General features: G+C 75.0%; 12 protein-coding genes. 3 read left to right on the top strand and 9 right to left on the bottom strand.

Annotation, left to right across the window (positions count from 1 at the left end):
• Positions 1–188: 188 nt before the first annotated feature.
• Genes K8Z61_RS04640 through K8Z61_RS04630 form a run of 3 tightly spaced genes read right to left on the bottom strand, consistent with a single transcriptional unit; the run spans position 189 to position 1,778 of the window.
• On the bottom strand, positions 189–998 hold the full coding sequence (locus tag K8Z61_RS04640) for an S-methyl-5'-thioadenosine phosphorylase (protein WP_224126977.1): 810 nt from the start codon (positions 996–998) through the stop codon (positions 189–191).
• Between the two features lie 20 nt (positions 999–1,018).
• Entirely contained in the window at positions 1,019–1,213 is a 195-nt protein-coding gene (locus K8Z61_RS04635) for a DUF3046 domain-containing protein (protein WP_224126976.1), read from the bottom strand.
• 7 nt (positions 1,214–1,220) lie between these two features.
• Complete coding sequence (locus tag K8Z61_RS04630) at positions 1,221–1,778, bottom strand: DinB family protein (RefSeq protein WP_374227900.1); 558 nt, start codon at positions 1,776–1,778, stop codon at positions 1,221–1,223.
• Between the two features lie 92 nt (positions 1,779–1,870).
• Here K8Z61_RS04630 and K8Z61_RS04625 point away from each other — a divergent pair, with 92 nt between their 5' ends.
• Complete coding sequence (locus tag K8Z61_RS04625; protein WP_224126973.1) at positions 1,871–6,679, top strand: DEAD/DEAH box helicase; 4,809 nt, start codon at positions 1,871–1,873, stop codon at positions 6,677–6,679.
• On the top strand, positions 6,672–7,463 hold the full coding sequence (locus tag K8Z61_RS04620; protein ID WP_224126971.1) for a DNA-formamidopyrimidine glycosylase family protein: 792 nt from the start codon (positions 6,672–6,674) through the stop codon (positions 7,461–7,463). The genes K8Z61_RS04625 and K8Z61_RS04620 overlap by 8 nt, the downstream gene beginning before the upstream one ends.
• A gap of 43 nt (positions 7,464–7,506) precedes the next feature.
• Here K8Z61_RS04620 and K8Z61_RS04615 read toward each other — a convergent pair whose 3' ends face one another.
• On the bottom strand, positions 7,507–7,815 hold the full coding sequence (locus K8Z61_RS04615; RefSeq protein WP_224126969.1) for a helix-turn-helix domain-containing protein: 309 nt from the start codon (positions 7,813–7,815) through the stop codon (positions 7,507–7,509).
• 187 nt (positions 7,816–8,002) lie between these two features.
• On the opposite strand from K8Z61_RS04615, the gene K8Z61_RS04610 reads away from it, so the two are divergent.
• On the top strand, positions 8,003–9,790 hold the full coding sequence (locus K8Z61_RS04610) for a glycoside hydrolase family 15 protein (protein WP_224126967.1): 1,788 nt from the start codon (positions 8,003–8,005) through the stop codon (positions 9,788–9,790).
• A 27-nt stretch (positions 9,791–9,817) separates the two neighbouring features.
• On the opposite strand, the gene pgsA is transcribed toward K8Z61_RS04610, so the two are convergent.
• From pgsA to K8Z61_RS04585, 5 genes are all read right to left on the bottom strand, one after another.
• Positions 9,818–10,438: a CDP-diacylglycerol--glycerol-3-phosphate 3-phosphatidyltransferase gene (pgsA, locus tag K8Z61_RS04605; protein WP_224126965.1), complete on the bottom strand. Its 621-nt coding sequence runs from the start codon at positions 10,436–10,438 to the stop codon at positions 9,818–9,820.
• Positions 10,435–11,811, bottom strand: coding sequence for a 30S ribosomal protein S12 methylthiotransferase RimO (rimO, locus tag K8Z61_RS04600; protein ID WP_224127609.1), 1,377 nt, complete (start codon positions 11,809–11,811; stop codon positions 10,435–10,437). Before rimO ends, pgsA begins: the two co-directional genes overlap by 4 nt.
• A 321-nt stretch (positions 11,812–12,132) precedes the next feature.
• A complete protein-coding gene (locus K8Z61_RS04595; protein WP_224126963.1) occupies positions 12,133–13,755 on the bottom strand; it encodes a RodZ family helix-turn-helix domain-containing protein in 1,623 nt (540 codons plus the stop codon).
• The gene (locus tag K8Z61_RS04590; RefSeq protein ID WP_224126961.1) at positions 13,752–16,421 is read right to left on the bottom strand and encodes a DNA translocase FtsK; all 2,670 of its coding nucleotides are present in this window, start codon (positions 16,419–16,421) and stop codon (positions 13,752–13,754) included. Before K8Z61_RS04590 ends, K8Z61_RS04595 begins: the two co-directional genes overlap by 4 nt.
• Before the next feature lie 191 nt (positions 16,422–16,612).
• Complete coding sequence (locus K8Z61_RS04585) at positions 16,613–17,431, bottom strand: bacteriorhodopsin-like (protein WP_224126960.1); 819 nt, start codon at positions 17,429–17,431, stop codon at positions 16,613–16,615.
• Positions 17,432–17,566 lie beyond the last annotated feature (135 nt).

Raw genomic sequence — 17,566 nt, 5'->3', positions numbered from 1 at the left:
CCTCGGTGGATCTCTCGGGCGGAGCCGCCCGACGGGGTCTGTTCTCGTCGTCGTGGACGCTAGGTCAGACCGCCGACAGTCTCGGAGCCCCGGATCGCGATCTGGGGAGGACGGCGTCGGCACGTCGCCTGTGGACCACCACTGTAGGTGAACACCTGTTCGACGCCGAGCGCGACGCGCCGGGGATCTCAGGCCGGCGGCAGGTACGGCAGGTCGAGGCCCTCGGCCCAGGTCGAGCACGAGCAGCCGCTCGGGTCCGGCAGGCCCGCCACGGCCGAGGCGAGCAGCCCGGTGAGGCGCTCCAGGTTGGCGCGGAAGAGGGCGAACACGGCCTCCTGGTCGACGCCCTCGCCGGTCTCGGCCCCGGCGTCCATGTCGGTGACCAGCGCGATCGCGGCGTAGCAGAGCCCGAGCTCGCGGGCCAGCGGCGCCTCGGGGTGGCCGGTCATGTTGATCAGCGTCCAGCCGCTGGCGGCGTAGGCCTGCGACTCGGCCCGGGTGGAGAAGCGCGGGCCCTCGATGACCACCATCGTGCCGCCGTCGCGCAGGCCCGGGTCGGCGTCGAGCACCGCGCGGCGCACGCCGGGGCAGTAGGGATCGGCGAAGGGCAGGTGGATCGCGCCGCTCTCGACATAGCTCGACACGCGTCGGTGCGTGCGGTCGACCAGCTGGTCGGGCACGACGACGTCGCCCGGCGCCACCTCGGGACGCAGGCCGCCGACCGCGCACGGCGCGAGCACCTGGCGCACGCCGAGGGACGCCAGCGCCCACAGGTTCGCGCGGTAGGGCACCGCGTGCGGCGGGAAGTCGTGGTGGCGGCCGTGGCGGGGCAGGAACGCCACCCGGCGTCCGGCGACCTCGCCCAGCGAGATCGGCGCCGACGTCGGGCCGTAGGGCGTGTCGACCTGCACCTCCTCGGCACCGCCGTCGAGGAAGGAGTAGAAGCCGGTGCCGCCGATGACGGCGACGTCGGCGCGGGCGGACGAGGGGGCGCTCATGGGCCCAGCCTGCCAGGGGCTCAGCGCTCGCTCGCGGGGAGGTCGAGGGCCTCCCACACGGCCGCCCAGACCTCCTTGGGCGCCACGCCGGCATCGAGGGCCTGCTGGGCGGTGCGGCCGCCCAGGGACGCCATGACGTGCATGGACGCCCACGTCGGGGCGTACCCGGCGCCGACGGCGTGCTCGAGCCGGGCCCAGAACTCGGTGTGCCTCACCGGGCCATCATGCCGGGGCGCCCTCGGCCCTCGCGCCGGCGCGGGGCTCCCCCACGTCGACCAGGTGGTGCTCGAGGTCGTGCAGCAGGTAGAGGCCGAGGCTGGCGAGGGTGAAGGCGCTGCCGTCGCTGCGCAGCCCCGGGCGCGCGCGGTCCTCGTCGTCCATGCCGTCGTAGAGCGCGGCGAGCCGCTCGGCGCCGGCGGCGAGCGCGGTGGCCACCCGGGCGGGGTCGTCGGCCGCGTACTCGCGCTCGACGGCCGTGGCGTCCTGGTCCCAGTTGGCGAAGGCCGGCGCGTCCTCGGCCAGCATCCGCCGCACGCGCCCGGCGAAGACCTCGTGGACGTCGCGCACGTGACAGGCGTACTCCAGCGGCGACCACACGTCCGGGCGCGGCCGTCGACGCACGGCGTCCTCGGGGCGAGCCAGCACCCGCAGCCAGGCGTCACGGTTCGCGCGCACGAGCGGAGCGATCTGGTGCGGCGCGACCGAGGCGGCGTCGTAGCCGCACGCGGCGCACGGGCGCTCGAGCACCCAGGTCCAGTCCTTGACGTCCGGCGTGATCACGGGCCGCATCCTCCCAGGTCCGCGCGCGGCGGGCGGTCGAGCCCGCCGGATGGGCGACCGGGACTGTCGGCGCCGTTTGTCAGGATGGGCGGGTGACGCATCCGGCCCTCGAGCGCTTCAGCGACGCCACGAGCACGTGGTTCGCCGCGGCGTTCGCCGCGCCCACGCCCGCCCAGCAGGGCGCGTGGGAGGCCATCGGGGCCGGCCGCCACGCGCTGGTGGTCGCGCCGACCGGCTCGGGCAAGACGCTCAGCGCGTTCCTCTGGTCCCTCGACCGGCTGCTCACCCGCCCGCGTCCCGACCAGCGCAGCCAGCGCTGCCGCGTCCTCTACGTCTCGCCGCTCAAGGCGCTCGCCGTCGACGTCGAGCGCAACCTGCGGGCCCCGCTGGCCGGCATCCGCCACACCGCCGAGCGGCTCGGCGTGCCCGTCAACGACGTCGAGGTCGGCGTCCGCTCGGGCGACACCGCCGCGGCCGACCGGCGCCGGCTCAGCACGCGACCGCCCGACATCCTCATCACCACCCCCGAGTCGCTGTTCCTCATGCTCACCTCGCAGGCGCGGGAGTCGCTGCAGGGCGTCGAGACGGTCATCGTCGACGAGGTGCACGCCGTCGCGGGCACCAAGCGCGGCGCGCACCTGGCGGTCACGCTGGAGCGGCTCGACGCGATGCTGGAACGGCCCGCGCAGCGCATCGGCCTCTCGGCGACGGTGCGTCCGCTCGAGGAGGTCGCGCGCTACCTCGGGGGCACCGCGCCGGTCGACGTCGTGGCGCCGCCGGCGTCGAAGGAGTGGGACCTGCAGGTCGTCGTCCCGGTGGAGGACATGACCGCTCCCCCACCGCCGCCCGCGCACCCGCGGCCCTCCGGCGAGCCGCGCCGCGTCGACCCGGCCGAGGGCCTGCCCGACGGCCTGCCCGACGACCTGCCCGACGACCCGTTCGACGACCCCTTCGACACCGCGCCGAGCGAGGAGCCCGCGCAGGCGACGTCGCTGTGGCCGCACGTGGAGGAGCGGGTCGTCGACCTGATCGAGCAGCACCGCTCGACCCTGGTCTTCGCCAACTCGCGCCGGCTCTCCGAGCGGCTCACCGCGCGGCTGAACGAGATCGCCACCCGTCGGGCCGGCGCGGTGCCGGTGGGCGCGCCGCCCGCGAGCAAGATGGCGCAGAGCGGGCACACCGACTCCCCGCGCGGCGACGAGCCGCCACCGGACGGCGAGGTGGTGATCGCGAAGGCCCACCACGGCTCGGTCTCGAAGGAGCAGCGCGCGCTGATCGAGGACGACCTCAAGCGCGGACGTCTGCCCGCCGTCGTCGCGACGAGCAGCCTCGAGCTGGGCATCGACATGGGCGCGGTCGACCTCGTCGTCCAGATCGAGTCGCCGCCGAGCGTGGCGAGCGCGCTGCAGCGGGTCGGACGCGCCGGCCACCAGGTCGGCGAGGTGTCGCGTGGCGTCCTGTTCCCCAAGCACCGGGGCGACCTCGCCCAGACGGCCGTCGCGGTCCAGCGGATGCGCTCGGGGGCGATCGAGTCGCTGCGCGTGCCGACGAACCCGCTCGACGTGCTCGCCCAGCAGGTGGTGGCCACCTGCGCGCTCGAGGCGTGGGACGTCGACGACCTCTACGGACTGATGCGGCGCAGCGCGCCGTTCGTCTCCCTGCCCCGCGCCGCGTACGAGGCCACGCTCGACCTGCTGGCCGGGCGGTACCCGTCCGACGAGTTCGCCGAGCTGCGCCCGCGGATCGTCTGGGACCGCGTGGCCGGCACGCTCACCGGTCGTCCCGGGGCGCAGCGCCTCGCGGTCACCAGCGGCGGCACCATCCCCGACCGCGGCCTGTTCGGCGTGTTCCTGGCCGGGGCCGAGGGGCCGGGCAAGCGCGTCGGCGAGCTCGACGAGGAGATGGTCTACGAGTCGCGGGTGGGCGACGTCTTCGCGCTCGGCGCCACCAGCTGGCGCATCCAGGACATCACCCACGACCGCGTCCTCGTGACGCCCGCGCCCGGCGTGCCGGGGCGCCTGCCGTTCTGGAAGGGCGACGCGCCGGGCCGCCCGGCCGAGCTCGGCGAGGCGATCGGCGCGTTCAGCCGCGAGCTCGCGGCGCTGCCGCGCGCCCAGGCGGAGGCCCGCGCCCGGGCTCAGGGCCTCGACGCGAACGCCGCCACCAACCTCGTCGGCTACCTGCACGAGCAGGTCGAGGCCACCCGAGTGCTGCCCGGCGACACCACCATCCTGCTGGAGCGCTTCCGCGACGAGCTGGGCGACTGGCGCCTGGTGCTGCACTCCCCCTACGGCACGCCGGTGCACGCCCCGTGGGCGCTGGCGATCAACGCCCGGCTGCGCGAGCGGCTCGGCGTCGACGGTCAGGCGATGGCCTCCGACGACGGCATCGTCATCCGCATCCCCGACTCCGACGCCGAGCCGCCCACCGCCGAGCTGCTGGTCTTCGAGCCCGACGAGATCGACCAGCTGGTCACCCAGGAGGTCGGCGGGTCGGCCCTCTTCGCCGCGCGCTTCCGCGAGTGCGCCGCACGCGCCCTGCTCCTGCCCCGCCGCGACCCGGGCCGTCGCTCCCCGCTCTGGCAGCAGCGGCAGCGGGCCGCGGCGCTGCTGGAGGTGGCCTCGCGCTACCCGTCCTTCCCGATCGTGCTCGAGGCCGTCCGCGAGTGCCTGCAGGACGTCTACGACCTCCCCTCCCTCGTCGGGCTGATGCGCCGCATCGAGCGCCGCGAGGTGCAGGTGGCCGACGTCGCGACGCCGTCGCCGTCGCCGTTCGCCCGCACGCTGCTCTTCGGGTACGTGGCGCAGTTCGTCTACGAGGGCGACTCCCCGCTGGCCGAGCGACGCGCGGCCGCCCTCTCCCTCGACCAGGGGCTGCTCGCCGAGCTCCTCGGCCGGGCCGAGCTGCGCGAGCTCCTCGATCCCGACGTGCTGGCCGAGCTCGAGGCCGAGCTCCAGCGCACCGCGGACGATCGCCGCGCGCGCGACGCCGAGGGGGTCGCCGACCTCCTGCGGCTGCTCGGCCCGCTCGCGAGCGCCGAGGTCGAGGCGCGGTGCGTGCCCGGAGCCGACGTCGCCGGCTGGCTCGCCGAGCTCGCCGCGGCCCGGCGCGCGGTCGAGGTGCGGGTCGCCGGCGAGGAGCGCTGGGCCGCCGTCGAGGACGTCGCGCGCCTGCGGGACGGCCTCGGCGTGCCCGTGCCGCCGGGCACCCCGGAGGCGTTCGCCGACCCGGTCGAGGACCCGCTCGGCGACCTCGTCGGGCGGTTCGCCCGCACGCACGGGCCGTTCGCCGTCGACGACGTCGCGGCGCGGCTCGGCCTGGGGGCCGCGGTCGTCCGGATGACGCTGCAGCGGCTGGCCGCGTCCGGGCGCGTGCTCGAGGGCGAGTTCCGTCCCGCCGGAAGCGGCAGCGAGTGGTGCGACGCCGAGGTGCTGCGCCGGCTGCGTCGCCGCTCGCTGGCCCGGCTGCGGCAGGAGGTCGAGCCGGTCGATCCCGAGGCCCTGGCCCGGTTCCTGCCGGCCTGGCAGCAGATCGCGCCCGCCCCCACGCGCGGGCGCGGCGCCTCCGGCAGGCGCCGCGGCTGGTGGGGCGTCGACGGCGTGCTCGCGGCGGTCGACCAGCTCGCGGGCTGCGCGGTGCCGGCGAGCGCGCTGGAGTCCCTGGTGCTCGCCTCCCGGGTGCGCGACTACGAGCCGTCCTTCCTCGACGAGCTCACCGCCACCGGCGAGGTCCTCTGGGCCGGCGAGGGCACCCTCGCAGGCGCCGACGGCTGGGTCTCGCTGCACCTGGCCGACCACGCCCCGCTGACCCTCCCCGTGCCCGACGTCGCGCCCGTCTCCGAGCTCGCCCGCGCGCTGCTGGACGCCCTGGGCGGCGGGGGCGCGTGGTTCTTCCGCCAGCTCGCCGACCAGGTCGCCGCCGCCGGCCACCGCGCCACCGACGCCGACCTGTCCGCAGCCCTGTGGGAGCTCGTCTGGGCCGGGCTGGTCGGCAACGACACGCTCGTGCCGCTGCGGGCGCTGGTGCGCGGCGGCACCCCCGCGCACCGCAGCCGGCGTCCTCCGCCCCGGCCGCGTCTGGCCAGCACCACCACCGGCAGCGGCCCGCGCGGCCTGCGCGGAGCACGCACCGTGCGCACCGGCCCGCCGGAGACCGCCGGCCGGTGGTCGCTCCTGCCCGAGGTCGACGCCGATCCCACCCGGCGCGCCCACGCCACGGCCGAGCGACTGCTGGAGCGGCACGGCGTCGTCACCCGCGGAGCGGTGGTGGGCGAGCGGATCGACGGCGGGTTCGCGGGCGTCTACAAGGTGCTGGCGGCCTTCGAGGAGTCGGGGCGATGCCGACGCGGCTACTTCGTCGCCGGCCTCGGCGCCGCGCAGTTCGGCTCGGCCGGGGCGATCGACCGGCTGCGCACCTTCTCCGAGAGCGCGCTCGACGGGGCCGGCCAGCCCGGCGCTCCGGGCGGCACGCCGCCCGAGACGATCGCGCTGGCCGCCACGGACCCGGCGAACCCGTACGGCGCGGCGCTCGCCTGGCCCGAGCGGCCGACCGAGGGCGACGGCCATCGTCCGGGTCGCAAGGCCGGGGCGATGGTGGTGCTCGTCGACGGACGCCTGGTGCTGTACGTCGAGCGCGGCGGCCGCACGCTGCTCAGCTGGAGCGAGGACCCCGCCCTGCTCGAGCCCGCCGCCGCGGGCCTCGCCGCCGTCGGCGCCCGCGGGGCGCTGGGCCGACTCACCGTCGAGAAGGCCGACGGCCGACCGCTCCTCGGGCAGGGCGCCTCCCCCCTGCGCGGCGCGCTCGAGAACGCCGGCTTCGTGGCCACGCCACGGGGTCTGCGTCTCGATGCCCGGGAGGGCCGCGACGGCCGCGGCGCCGGTCAGGACCTCGAGCATGCCTGAGGGCGACACCGTCTACCGGGCGGCCCGGCTGCTCGACCGCGGGCTCGCCGGCCGCACGCTCACCCGCACCGACCTGCGGGTGCCGTCCCTGGCCACCGTCGACCTCGTCGGCGGCCTCGTCCGCGGCACGGCGTCCTACGGCAAGCACCTGCTCACCCGCATCGACCACGACGACCTCGGCGCCTGGACGCTCCACACCCACCTGCGGATGGAGGGCTCCTGGCGCCTCTTCCGGCCCGGGCAGCCCTGGTCGCGGCCCGAGCACCAGGCCCGGGTGGTGCTCGGCGCCGATCGCGTGCTCGCCGTCGGCTTCTCGCTGGGGGTGGTCGAGCTCGTCCCGCGCTCGGCCGAAGGGGGTGCCATCGGCCATCTCGGCCCCGACCTGCTCGGCGACTTCGACGAGGCGGAGGCCCTGCGTCGACTCACCGCCGACCCGGAGCGTCCGATCGGCGAGGCCCTGCGCGACCAGCGGAACCTGGCCGGCCTGGGCAACATGTACGTCGCCGAGCTGCTCTTCGTCTCCGGCGTCCACCCGATGCGCCCCGTCGGCGAGATCGCCGACCGGCTGCCGCGGATGGTGCGCCGCGGACGCCAGATGCTCGACCTCAACAAGGAGCGCGCGATCCAGACCACCACCGGCGATCTGCGCGACCGGGAGCGGCACTGGGTCTACCGGCGCGACACGGCTCCGTGTCGTCGCTGCGGTGGACGCATCCGGGTCGAGCAGCAGGGCCCCGCGGGTCAGGAGCGGACCGTCTACTTCTGTCCGACCTGCCAGACCTGAGCCGCGCGGCTGGCCATCCGCGCGCGCGGTCGGCCGGTGCCGATCAGGCGGCGGAGGCGACGGGCTCGACCCGCGGCACCGGCATCGGCGTGGCGCCGAGCGCCTCGGCGACGGCACGCTCCTCGGTGGCTACGGCGTCGGAGACCGAGCGGAGGACCGACGAGAGCGGCACGCCCAGCGCGGAGCACAGCGAGGCCAGCAGCTCGGAGGACGCCTCCTTCTGACCGCGCTCGATCTCGGAGATGTAGCCGAGGCTCACGCGGGCCTCGGCGGAGACCTCGCGCAGGGTCATGCCACGCTGCATCCGCTCATCGCGGAGCACGTCGCCGAGCATTCGACGAAACAGCACCATGGAGACCTCCTCGCGTCGTGGGCGCAACGCTACCGGAGGGCTGGTTCTTCCCGCGGGACCCGGCGCCACCGGACGTCGCCGGCCGCCGCGATCGGCCCGGAGCCGGACCGGGAGGACCGCGCTCGCCACCCGGGCTCGCCACCAAAGGAGACCCGAACGGAGGATCCCCGGCCGTACGCTCGCGGCCATGCCCCTGCGGATCGAGGACTACGCGCTCATCGGCGACCGGCGCACCGCCGCCCTGGTGGGACGCAACGGCTCGATCGACTGGCTGTGCCTCCCGCGCTTCGACTCCCCCGCCTGCTTCGCCGGCCTCCTCGGCACCGACGACCACGGTCACTGGCAGCTGGAGCCGGCGGAGGCCTACGAGACGTCGCGGCGCTACGTCGGCGACTCGGGGGTCCTGGAGACCACGTTCACCACCGCGAGCGGCACCGTCCGCCTCACCGACCTGATGCCGCGCGGCGATCGGCGGGCGGACGTCATCCGCAGGCTCGAGGGCGTCACGGGTCGGGTCGAGATGCGGCACGAGTGGCGGGTCCGCCTCGACTACGGCTCCGTGCGCCCGTGGGTGCGCCGCGAGGTGCTGCCCGGAGGCGACGGCCGGCCGGACGAGCACGTCATCACCGCGATCGGCGGGCCCGACCGGCTCGTGCTCCGCGGCCCCCGCCTGCCGCACGCCACCGACCACACCCACACCGACCGCTTCGACGTCGCGGAGGGCGACTCCCTGCTCTTCGCCTGCGTCTGGATGCCCTCGCACGAGCCGCTGACCGACCTCGGCCCGCTGGAGGACGTCGTCGACCGCACCCGCGCCGAGGACGAGGCGTGGCTGCGCGACGGCTGCTCCCGGGTGCCGCACGCCGACGCCGTGCGGCGCTCGCTGCTGACCCTGCGCCTGATGACGCACGAGGAGACCGGCGGCATCGTCGCGGCGCCGACGACCTCCCTGCCCGAGGCGTTCGGCGGCTCTCGCAACTGGGACTACCGCTTCTGCTGGCTGCGGGACGCCGCGCTGACCATCGGCGCGCTGCTGGAGGCCGGGTACCAGGACGAGGCGCGGCTGTGGCGCGACTGGCTGCTGCGGGCGGTGGCCGGCGATCCCGAGGACCTGCAGGTGCTCTACGCGGTCGACGGCGCCCGCAGGCTGACCGAGCACGAGCTGGAGCACCTGCCCGGGTACGAGGGGTCGCGGCCGGTGCGGATCGGCAACGGCGCGGTCACCCAGCGCCAGCACGACGTGCTCGGCGAGGTGATGGAGGCGATGGCCCAGCTGCGCGAGCGCGGCGACGATCCGGACGGCAACGCCTGGGCGCTGCAGCGGGCGCTGGTCGACGACCTGGCCAAGCACTGGCGCGAGCCGGACCGCGGCATCTGGGAGATCCGCGGCGAGCCGCGGCACTTCACCCACTCCCGGGCGATGGTGTGGGTCGCCTTCGACCGCGCGGTGCGCGCGATCGAGACCCACGGCCTCGACGGTCCGCTGGAGGAGTGGCGGCGCATCCGCGACGAGGTGCGCGAGGAGGTGCTCACCCGCGGCTACGACGCCGAGCGCAACTGCTTCGTGCAGCACTACGACGGCCGCGACCTGGACGCCTCGGTGCTCATGCTCCCGTGGCACGGCCTGATCGCGCCGGACGATCCGCGGATGCTCGGCACCATTGAGGCGGTCGAGCGCGAGCTGCTACACGAGGGCCTGGTGCTGCGCTACCGCACCGACTCCGGCGTCGACGGGCTCGACGGCGAGGAGCACCCGTTCCTGGCCTGCTCCTTCTGGCTGGTCACCGCGTACGCGGGCGCGGGGCGGCTCGACGACGCCCACGCGCTGCTGGACCGACTCGTCGACCTCGCCAACGACGTCGGGCTGCTCGCCGAGGAGCACGATCCGACGACGGGGCGCGCCGTCGGCAACTTCCCCCAGGCGTTCAGCCACCTGGCGCTGGTGCGCGCCGCGTTCTCGCTCGCCGAGGCGTGAGGGCCCCCGAGAGGGGGCCGGCCGGGGTCAGCGCGACCGCAGGAGCGCGCGCTGGCGCCACACGTCGCGGTAGAACTCGGCCCCGGAGAACAGGGTGAGCGCCAGCGCCACCGCGAGCAGCGTCTGCGAGGCGTAGAACAGGACTTGGCCGGGCACGTCGAGCCAGGCCGGGAGGTCGGGGTCGCGGCCGGGCAGGCAGAGACCGCCCAGCGCCAGCCCCTGCACGGTGGTCTTCAGCTTGCCGAGGTCCTTGGCGGCGAGCACGACCCGCCGGGCGATCGAGAGCCGCAGCACCGTGACGCTGAGCTCGCGGGCGAGGATCACGATCGTCACCCACCACCACACGTCGCCGAGCACCGAGAGGCCGATCAGCGCCATGCCGGTGACCGCCTTGTCGGCGATCGGGTCGGCGATCTTGCCGAAGTCGGTGACCAGCCCGCGGCTGCGCGCGAGGTCGCCGTCGATCTTGTCGGTGATCATCGCGACGGCGAAGACCACGTACGCGGCGACCCGCCACGGCGCGGACTCGCCGCCGTCGTGCAGCAGGGCGTAGCCGAAGAACGGCACGAGCAGGATGCGCAGCGTCGTCAGGACGTTGGCGATGTTGAGCGTCGGGGCCTGCTGCTGGGGCTGGGGCTGGGAGGTCATCCGCGCGGCTCCGCGACGAGGTCGACGCCCTCCGAGGCCACCACGAGCGCCTCGACGATCGCGCCGATCCCGAGCGAGCCCGACGCCCCCACGAGCCGCACCGTGCCGTCGACCTCGGGTCCCTGGTGCTCGCCGCGGCCGACGAGGTCCTCGCCGTCGCGCTCCTCGACGAGCACGCGGACGGTCTCGCCGATGCGCTCCTCGGCACGCTGGGCGTTGAGCTCCTCGACCAGCGCGGTGACGTGCTCGGCACGGGCCCGGATCTCGTCGTCGTCGAGCTTGCCGTCGAAGCCGGCCGCCTCGGTGCCGTCCTCGTCGGAGTAGCCGAACACGCCCGTCACGTCCATCCGGGCCTCGACCAGGAAGTCGCAGAGCGTCTGCAGGTCGTCCTCGGTCTCGCCGGGGAAGCCGACGATGACGTTCGAGCGGACGCCGGCGGTCGGCGCGAGCGCCCGGATGCGGGCGAGGAGGTCGAGGAAGGACTCGGGGTCGCCGAAGCGACGCATGCGGCGCAGCACCGAGGCGCTCGCGTGCTGGAACGACAGGTCGAAGTAGGGGACGACGCCGGGCGTCGTCGCGATCGCCTCGAGGAGCCCGGGCCGGGTCTCGGCCGGCTGAAGGTAGGACACTCGCACCCGCTCGACGCCGTCGATCGCGGCCAGCTCGGGCAGCAGCGTCTCCAGCAGGCGCAGGTCGCCGAGGTCCTTGCCGTAGGAGGTGGAGTTCTCGCTGACGAGGAACAGCTCGCGGGCCCCCTGCTCGGCCAGCCAGCGCCCCTCGGCCAGGACGTCGGAGGGGCGGCGGCTGACGAAGGCGCCCCGGAAGCTCGGGATCGCGCAGAAGGTGCAGCGCCGGTCGCAGCCGCTGGCCAGCTTCAGCGCCGCCGTCGGGCCGGAGTCGAGCCGGCGGCGGACCGACGCGGGGCCGGACGCGTGGCCGGGCACGGCGGCGTCGGAGAGCGAGCGCTCCACCGGCGTGATGGGGAGCAGGAGCCGGCGGTCCTGGGGCGTGTGCGCGGCCGGACGCTCCCCGGCCACGATCGCCTGGAGCCGGGCGGCGATGTCGGGATAGGCGTCGAAGCCGAGCACGGCGTCCGCCTCGGGCAGCGACTCGGCCAGCTCGTGGCCGTAGCGCTCGGCCAGGCAGCCGACCGCGACGACGGCCTGGGCGCGTCCGCCGTCGGCCTTGAGGTCGGCCGCGGCCAGCAGGGAGTCGATGGAGTCCTTCTTGGCGGCCTCGACGAACCCGCAGGTGTTGACGACCACGCTGTCGGCCTCGGCGGGATCGTCGACGAGCGTGAAGCCGCCCGCCGCCAGCCGGCCCGCGAGCTCCTCGGAGTCGACCTCGTTGCGCGCGCACCCGAGGGTGACCATCGCGACCGAGAGACGGGGCTGCTCCGGGGTGGTCTCGGCCTCGCCGCGACGATCGGTCCGGCTGGGCGCGTCGGTGCTCATGCGTGGGTGCATCCCCTCGAGTATGCCGCCGCGGGCGGGCGCGCGTCGAAACCGAGGCCGGACGACGACGCACGAAGGCCGGCGACCGCATCGCTGCGGCGCCGGCCTTCGCTGTCTCGCCCTCCCCAGGGCGTCTGTGGGACGGGCCGTGAGGCCCGTCGCGAGCACACTACCCCGCGACCGCCACGATCCCCAGCCGGACCCGACCGATCGATCGTTCCGCGTGTCGCGCGGCGTCGCTCAGCGACTCGGGAGCGTCGCCTGGGCGGGACGACCCGTGGTGCCGATCGCCCCGAGATCCTGCTCGCCCACGCGCACCTGGAGCGAGCCGTCGCTGGTCTGCACCCGGATCGGCTGGCTCACCGCACGCAGGCGCTTGGTCTGCCCGAAGGCCAGGCTCCCCTGGTAGACGACGCGGTCGCGCGCGTCGCGGACGACCACGCGGGCCTGGCCGCCGGCCGCGGTCAGCTCGACGGGTACCGTCGGTCCGGCGCCGGACACGCTGCCGGCCGGGGAGAACGCGCCGGCCGGCTGCGGCGGGTCGTCGTGGGTGACGAGCCGGGCGATCGACCACGCGAGGACGACGGCCATGACGGCGGCCGTCAGGACCGACCAGTTCGGCCCGCCCCGCGTGCCGCGGATCGCGCCACCGGCGAGCTCGGCCTCGAAGACGCGACGGGGGTCGATCGGCGCGTCGGCGTAGCGGTCGTCGTGCAGCGCGACCAGCGGCGCGGCGTCGAGGCCGAGCACGCGGGCCAGGGTGCGCAGGTGGCCCCGGGCGTAGAAGTCGCCGCCGCAGGGCGCGAAGTCGTCGACCTCGATCGACTCGATCACGTGGGGGCGGATGCGGGTGCGGTCGGCCAGCTGGTCGACGCCGAGACCGAGTCGCATCCGCGCCGCACGCAGCTGCGGGCCGATCACCGGCTCGGGACGCTCGGGCTCGGGCTCCGCGGGGGCGCGGTCGGCCCACACGACGGCGTCCTGGACGAGGTCGACGCTGCCGGGTCGGTGCAGCGTCCGCTCCGGCGCGCTGAGCACCTCCGCGCGGACGGCCGGGGACGGATCGCGCGCCGGCTCGACGTGAGGGGTCTCGACAGGCTCGGCCACCGAGAGGGGCTCGACCACCGCGGCGGGCTCGACCACCGGGCCGGGCTCGAGCGCCGACCCCTGCGCCGGTGCGGTGGTCTCGACAGGCTCGACCACCGGGGCAGCGGGCTCGACCACCGACTCGGACTCGACCACCGGGGCGCCCAGGGAGGCGGCGTACTCGGCGTCGTCGACGTACTCGTAGCCGGCGATCTCGACGACGGGGGTGCGGCCGGCCGCCAGGCGATCGAGCCCGGCCACGAGGTCGACGGCGCCGACCACCCGGGTCGCGAGGGTGAGCGGCACCGCGAGCGGCTCCAGCCCGTCGTCCGGCAGCGCGGGGTCGCCTGGTGCGACGAGGACGTCGAGGGAGCCGTCGCGCCACCGACGACGGGGCAGGACCTCGACGCCGGCGATCCGCTCCCAGGGCAGGCCGTGCCAGTCGGCGCCGGTGCGCACCCGGATGCCGAGGTCGTCGGCCACCGCCAGCGGAGCGCGGGCGTCCCAGCAGGAGCGCAGGTGGAGCGCGGCGATGCCGGCGAGGACGAGCAGCACCAGCCAGTCGAGGGCGGGTCCGCCCGAGATCGCCCGGATCAGGTAGGCCAGGCCGACGACGCCGGCGGCGCCGCCGATCGCACCGGAGACGCCGACATGGCGGCGCACCTCGATCGCGCCGGACGTCGCGTCCCCACCGGGGCGGCCCCCGGGGCTCTCGTGGGTCCGGTGGGCCTCGTGGGTCTCGGAGGCCCCGTGGGCCTCGGGCATGCGCGTGGTCACATCTCCCCCTGCAGGGTCGCGATGACGGAGTCGAGCTCGTCCGGCTTCACCAGGACGTCGCGGGCCTTGGAGCCCTCGCTGGGACCGACCACGCCACGGCTCTCCAGGATGTCCATGAGGCGGCCGGCCTTGGCGAACCCGACGCGCAGCTTGCGCTGCAGCATCGAGGTCGAGCCGAACTGGGTGGAGACGATCAGCTCGGTGGCCTGGATGACGAGGTCGAGGTCGTCGCCGATCTCGTCGTCGAGCACGCGGTCGGACTTCGCCGGTGCCGTGACGTCCTCGCGGTACGACGGCTCGAGCTGGCCCTTGCAGTGCTTCACCACCTGGGCGATCTCCGCCTCGGTGACCCACGAGCCCTGCACGCGGATCGGCTTGGAGGCGCCCATCGGCAGGAACAGGCCGTCGCCCTGGCCGACCAGCTTCTCGGCGCCCGGCTGGTCGAGGATGACCCGGCTGTCGGCCAGGCTGGAGGTCGCGAAGGCGAGACGGCTCGGCACGTTGGCCTTGATCAGACCGGTGACGACGTCGACGCTGGGCCGCTGGGTGGCGAGCACCAGGTGGATGCCGGCCGCGCGGGCCAGCTGGGTGATCCGCACGACGGCGTCCTCGACGTCGCGCGGGGCGACCATCATCAGGTCGGCGAGCTCGTCGACGATCACCAGCAGGTACGGGTACGGCTCGAGCGTCCGCTCGCTGCCCGGCGGCAGCTCGACCTTGCCGGCGCGCACCGCCTTGTTGAAGTCGTCGACGTGGCGGAAGCCGAAGTTCGCGAGGTCGTCGTAGCGCAGGTCCATCTCGCGCACGACCCAGGCGAGGGCCTCGGCGGCCTTCTTCGGGTTGGTGATGATCGGCGTGATCAGGTGCGGGACGCCCTCGTAGGCGTTCAGCTCGACCCGCTTGGGGTCGACCATGATCATCCGCACCTCGTCAGGGGTCGCCCGCATCAGCACCGAGGTGATCATCGAGTTGATGAAGCTCGACTTGCCCGAGCCGGTGGCGCCCGCGACCAGCAGGTGCGGCATCTTGGCGAGGTTGGCCACCACGAAGCCGCCCTCGACGTCCTTGCCGAGCCCCGCGATCATCGGGTGGTGGTCGGAGCGGGCCGTGTTCGACCGCAGCACGTCGCCGAGAGACACGATCTCCTTGTCGACGTTCGGGATCTCGACGCCGACCGCCGACTTGCCCGGGATGGGGCTGAGGATGCGGACGTCGGCGGAGGCCACCGCGTACGCGATGTTCTTCTGGATGCCGGTGATCTTCTCGACCTTGACGCCCGCGCCGAGCTCCACCTCGTAGCGGGTGACGGTCGGTCCGCGGGTGTAGCCGGTGACGGCGGCGTCGATGCCGAACTCGTCGAGCACCTGGGTCAGCCGGCCGACCACCGCGTCGGAGGCCTCCGAGCGGGCCTTGTGCACCGAGCCGGGCTTGAGCACCTCGGCCGCCGGCAGGCTGTAGACGATGTCGCCGGAGAGCGCCAGCTGCTCGACCCGCGGCGGCAGGGGCGCGTGCTCGGGCGGGGTCAGCTCGCGCGGCTCGTGGACGGTGAAGGCCGGCGGCTCGGGAGCGGCCTCGGTCGTGTCAGGAGCAGCAGCGGGGGTCGCGGAGGCGCGCAGGCGACGCCGGGTCAGCGCCGACTCCGCCTCCGGCGTCAGGCCGACGGCCGGGGCGTCGGCGACGGGCTCGTCGCCGTGCTCGAGCGCGACGTCGAGGGGGTCGCGGCGCTTGCGACGTCGGGGAGCGGCGTCGACGTCGGGCAGCACCGGGGTGTCGTAGGCGGGGTCGCCCGACCGCTCGAGCTCGGTCTCGTGCTCCGCGGCGTCGGAAGGACGCCCGACGGCGAGGTCGCGCAGCGCGGCGAGCCGCACGGGCACCTGGTAGAGCGGGGTGCCGGTGATGACCAGCACCCCGAAGAAGGCGAGCAGCAGCAGCAGCGGGACGACGACGATCGCCGACTGCAGCAGGTCGAGCAGGAGCGAGGAGACCACGTAGCCGATCGCGCCGCCGCCACGCTGCAGCGGGCTGGAGTCGCCCTGCACCGGCTGCGGCGAGCCGTTGGCGATGTGCACGAGCCCGAGCAGGCCGAAGAGCAGCGCCGACCAGCCGATCACCTGGCGACCGACCGGGCCGTTGGCCTCCGGGTCGCGCATCGTGCGCCAGCCCACGTAGGCGAGCGCGACCGGCACCAGCCAGCCGAGCGTGCCGACGCTGCCGGTGACGGCCGTGCGCACGGCCGCGAGGGCCGAGCCGCCGATCTGGAACCAGACCGCCCCGGCGACCGCGACCGCCAGCGCCCACAGGGCCAGGCCCGCGCCGTCGCGACGGTGGGCGGGGTCGAGATCGCGGGCGCCCCGGCCGACGCCGCGGGCGAGCGCGCCGAGGCCGTGGGCGACGCCGAGCCAGCAGGCCGCGACCGCGCGCAGCACGGCGCCGAGCAGGCGGGCGACGGGGTTCGGGCCCGTCCGCACCGAGCGCGGGGCCGGGCGACCGCCGCGGGAGGCCGGACGCCGGCCCGCCGGGGCGGGCCGCTTGCCGGTGCCCTTGCGCGCGTTCGAGGAGCGCGCCGGTGCGGCTGCGGTCTGGGTACTCCGGGTGCGGCCCGAGCCGCCTCGCGAGGAGGCGCTGCTGTTCCGCGAGCCCGGCGGGGAAGACGTACGGGTCGCCATGGCGTCCAACCTACGGGCTCGTCACTCCCGTCACAGGGATATCAGGCGCCCCACAGGCGAGTGTCGCGCTCCCCTCCCCAGCGGCACCGCGGAGGCCGCCGGACGCACGACGCCCCGCACGTCGGCCGGGGGGACGGCGACGTACGGGGTGCCGGTGCGTCCGGGGCGACCCGGAGCGGGGAGGACGAGGATCAGGCGCGAGAGCCTTGCAGGTCCTCGTGGCCCTCCTCCTCGGCCGCGAACTGCGGGTCGTCGGCGAAGGACTTGAGCCGGGCGATGCGGTAGATGATCAGGCCGTAGAGGCACTTGGCGAGGATGTCGGCGAAGGAGTATCCGGCCTGCTTGCCCACCCACGCGTTGGCGCCGTCGATGCCGAGCAGCGGCACGAGGTAGGCGATCGGGTACACGCCCCAGGTCGCGAACAGCAGGATGCGGAGCTTCGAGACGGTGTTGCGCACCGCGACCGGCTGACGGTCGAGCGAGCGGGTGAGCTCGACGAAGAGGACGTAGAGGATGTAGAGGAAGGGGATCGTCGAGAGCAGGCCCCAGACGTTGCGGGCGGCGTCGCTGGTGGCGATCTCACCCGGGTAGCCGAGCGCGATCATCAGGGCCGACGCGGGCACGAGCCGCGCGAGGAGCGAGGCCTGGAGCTTCTTGGCCAGGGCCAGCACGACGACGAGCTCGACGAGCAGCAGCGGCACCGTGAGGAACCAGTCGACGTAGCGGTAGCCCTCGTTGAACGACGCACCGGGCGCCTGCGTGTAGACGCCGCGACCGCCGATGGCGTCGGTGACGAAGGCCTCCTTGAAGGAGTTGAAGATGCGGAAGTAGTGGTAGGCCGCGATGCCGCACACGGTGGCCGAGACGAGGAGCGCCGAGCGGTAGCGCGGCAGCACCCGGTTCTGCGCGGCCACGAGGAACAGCGCGGTGAACAGCTGCGAGGCGATGACCAGGGAGAGCAGGTTGTAGACGGTGTCGTACTGCCCCTGGGTGAGTTGATCGGGAATCACTGGACTTCCTCCGTTGAGGTTTCGGATGGTGTTCCCATCCGTCTGTTGAGGTTCTGCCGCGGCGGGACTTGATCAGGCTCGTGCTTCTGGACTGCTCTGAACTGCTGATTCAAGGTCGAAGGCACCCGGCGGGCT

The sequence above is a fragment of the Nocardioides sp. TRM66260-LWL genome, from assembly GCF_020075545.1.
Taxonomy (GTDB): domain Bacteria; phylum Actinomycetota; class Actinomycetes; order Propionibacteriales; family Nocardioidaceae; genus Nocardioides.
Note: the sequence above shows the minus strand (reverse complement) of the source record. Positions and strands in the feature narration are given on the sequence as shown.